This is a genomic window from Clostridium omnivorum (assembly GCF_026012015.1).
Taxonomy (GTDB): Bacteria; Bacillota; Clostridia; order Clostridiales; family Clostridiaceae; genus Clostridium_AX; species Clostridium_AX omnivorum.
This window is the reverse complement of sequence record NZ_BRXR01000001.1, coordinates 1,492,501-1,495,000: the sequence shown is the minus strand read 5'-3', so window position 1 is coordinate 1,495,000 and position 2,500 is coordinate 1,492,501. Positions and strand designations below refer to the sequence as shown.

4 tRNA genes and 3 rRNA genes (1 of these 7 cut by a window edge) are annotated in these 2,500 nt (G+C 43.7%); all 7 read left to right on the top strand.

Annotation, left to right across the window (positions count from 1 at the left end):
* Nucleotides 1-1,000, top strand: a 23S ribosomal RNA gene (locus bsdE14_RS06880); it begins 1,906 nt to the left of the window's first position.
* A gap of 115 nt (nucleotides 1,001-1,115) precedes the next feature.
* A 5S ribosomal RNA gene (gene rrf, locus bsdE14_RS06875) occupies nucleotides 1,116-1,232 on the top strand.
* Nucleotides 1,233-1,238: 6 nt separating this feature from the next.
* A tRNA-Ile gene (locus bsdE14_RS06870) sits at nucleotides 1,239-1,315 on the top strand.
* 3 nt (nucleotides 1,316-1,318) lie between these two features.
* A tRNA-Ala gene (locus bsdE14_RS06865) sits at nucleotides 1,319-1,394 on the top strand.
* Between the two features lie 366 nt (nucleotides 1,395-1,760).
* Nucleotides 1,761-1,877 (top strand): 5S ribosomal RNA (gene rrf, locus bsdE14_RS06860).
* A gap of 6 nt (nucleotides 1,878-1,883) precedes the next feature.
* Nucleotides 1,884-1,960, top strand: a tRNA-Ile gene (locus bsdE14_RS06855).
* A gap of 3 nt (nucleotides 1,961-1,963) precedes the next feature.
* A tRNA-Ala gene (locus bsdE14_RS06850) sits at nucleotides 1,964-2,039 on the top strand.
* The last annotated feature ends 461 nt before the right edge of the window (nucleotides 2,040-2,500 follow it).

The following is a 2,500-nucleotide window of genomic DNA, read 5'->3' as shown; positions in this document are numbered from 1 at the left end:
ACGGCGGCCGTAACTATAACGGTCCTAAGGTAGCGAAATTCCTTGTCAGGTAAGTTCTGACCCGCACGAATGGCGTAATGACTTGGGCACTGTCTCAACAACAAATCCGGCGAAATTGTATTGCGAGTGAAGATGCTCGCTACCCGCGATTGGACGGAAAGACCCCGTAGAGCTTTACTGTAGCTTAGCATTGAATTTCGGTATTGTCTGTACAGGATAGGTGGGAGACTGAGAAGTAGGGGCGTCAGCTCCTATGGAGTCACCCTTGGGATACCACCCTGACAGTACTGAAGTTCTAACCACAGTCCATGAAACTGGTCGTGGGACATTGTTAGGTGGGCAGTTTGACTGGGGCGGTCGCCTCCTAAAATGTAACGGAGGCGTCCAAAGGTTCCCTCAGAGCAGTTGGAAATTGCTCGTAGAGTGCAAAGGCAGAAGGGAGCCTGACTGCGACACCCACAAGTGGAGCAGGGACGAAAGTCGGGCTTAGTGATCCGGTGGTACCTCGTGGGAGGGCCATCGCTCAACGGATAAAAGCTACCTCGGGGATAACAGGCTGATCTCCCCCAAGAGTCCACATCGACGGGGAGGTTTGGCACCTCGATGTCGGCTCGTCGCATCCTGGGGCTGAAGTAGGTCCCAAGGGTTGGGCTGTTCGCCCATTAAAGCGGCACGCGAGCTGGGTTCAGAACGTCGTGAGACAGTTCGGTCCCTATCCGTCGCGGGCGTAGGAAATTTGAGAGGAGCTGTCCTTAGTACGAGAGGACCGGGATGGACTGACCTCTGGTGTACCAGTTGTTCCGCCAGGAGCACGGCTGGGTAGCTATGTCGGGACGGGATAAACGCTGAAAGCATCTAAGCGTGAAGCCCACCTCAAGATAAGATTTCCCATAGCGTAAGCTAGTAAGACCCCTTGAAGAACACAAGGTTGATAGGTCAGGGGTGTAAGCGCAGTAATGTGTTTAGCTGACTGATACTAATAGGTCGAGGGCTTGACCAAATATTCTTAATCTGTTCAGTCTTGAGAGAATAACATTCTCTTAAAGGAAACTCGCTCAACAGAGTTGAGGAGTACTGACTTATTGACAAAATCGAAGATTTTGATAAGTCATGCATCTGGTGGTAATGGCAAGAAGGTAACACCCGTACCCATTCCGAACACGAAGGTTAAGCTTCTTAGCGCCGATGGTACTGCAGGGGAGGCCCTGTGGAAGAGTAGGACGCTGCCAGGTTAAAATGGATCTTTAGCTCAGTTGGTTAGAGCAACCGGCTCATAACCGGTTGGTCCGGGGTTCGAGTCCCTGAAGGTCCACCATACGGGGGTATAGCTCAGTTGGGAGAGCATCTGCCTTGCACGCAGAGGGTCAAGAGTTCGAGTCTCTTTATCTCCACCATATAACAGTCCGAAAGGGCTGTTTTTTTATTTTTAAAGTAGAACTAATAAAGTTGCAACTATAAATAGTTATTATTTTAATTGGGTGAGAGTATATGTATAATATTTATAAATTAGCACATATTAATTTTGTGGTACGAGTAATAGCTCGATAAATATTACTCCTTAAAAAGGCACAGGGATTTTCTAATACCTGTGCCTTTTTAATAAAATTTTTTGAAAGGTGTTGACATTGTATTATGCATATAATATAATTCTAAATTGTAGAGAATAAATTTTTCAAAGCCTATTTTATAAGGAAACTCGCTCAGCGGAGCTGAGGAGTACTGATTAGTTAGCAAAATCGAAGATTTTGACTAATCATGTATCTGGTGGTAATGGCAAGAAGGTAACACCCGTACCCATTCCGAACACGAAGGTTAAGCTTCTTAGCGCCGATGGTACTGCAGGGGAGGCCCTGTGGAAGAGTAGGACGCTGCCAGGTTAAAATGGATCTTTAGCTCAGTTGGTTAGAGCAACCGGCTCATAACCGGTTGGTCCGGGGTTCGAGTCCCTGAAGGTCCACCATACGGGGGTATAGCTCAGCTGGGAGAGCATCTGCCTTGCACGCAGAGGGTCAAGAGTTCGAATCTCTTTATCTCCACCAAAAAAACAGTCCAAATGGACTGTTTTTTATTTTGTTTTTAATAATGCAAGCTGTTACAGTCCAGAGTAATTTGCAAATTAATCTGGACTGTTTTTAAATGCGGCAGCATAATATTAGATTTTAAAGGTGTTCGTTGAATGCTTATCTAAAAGCTTTTTATTAATATCAACCATGGTGTTTATTAAAAGTTCTATATAATAATATTGCAATTTATACCACATATCTATCACAGCCTAAGATATAGTGTATGTATAACTTAAGATAGAGTTATAATATACTATTTTATATTAATACTGTGCCTTGCGTGTCACTATGTGAAACTTAAAGTATATGAAAGCATATGAGAGGTAGATAAATATAAACTTAATACGTTGGAAATAAACACTTAAATTTAAGAAAATATATGTGTTAATATACTTTTTGTCGCTAAGCGATTCAAAATAACTTTTAAATAATAATTA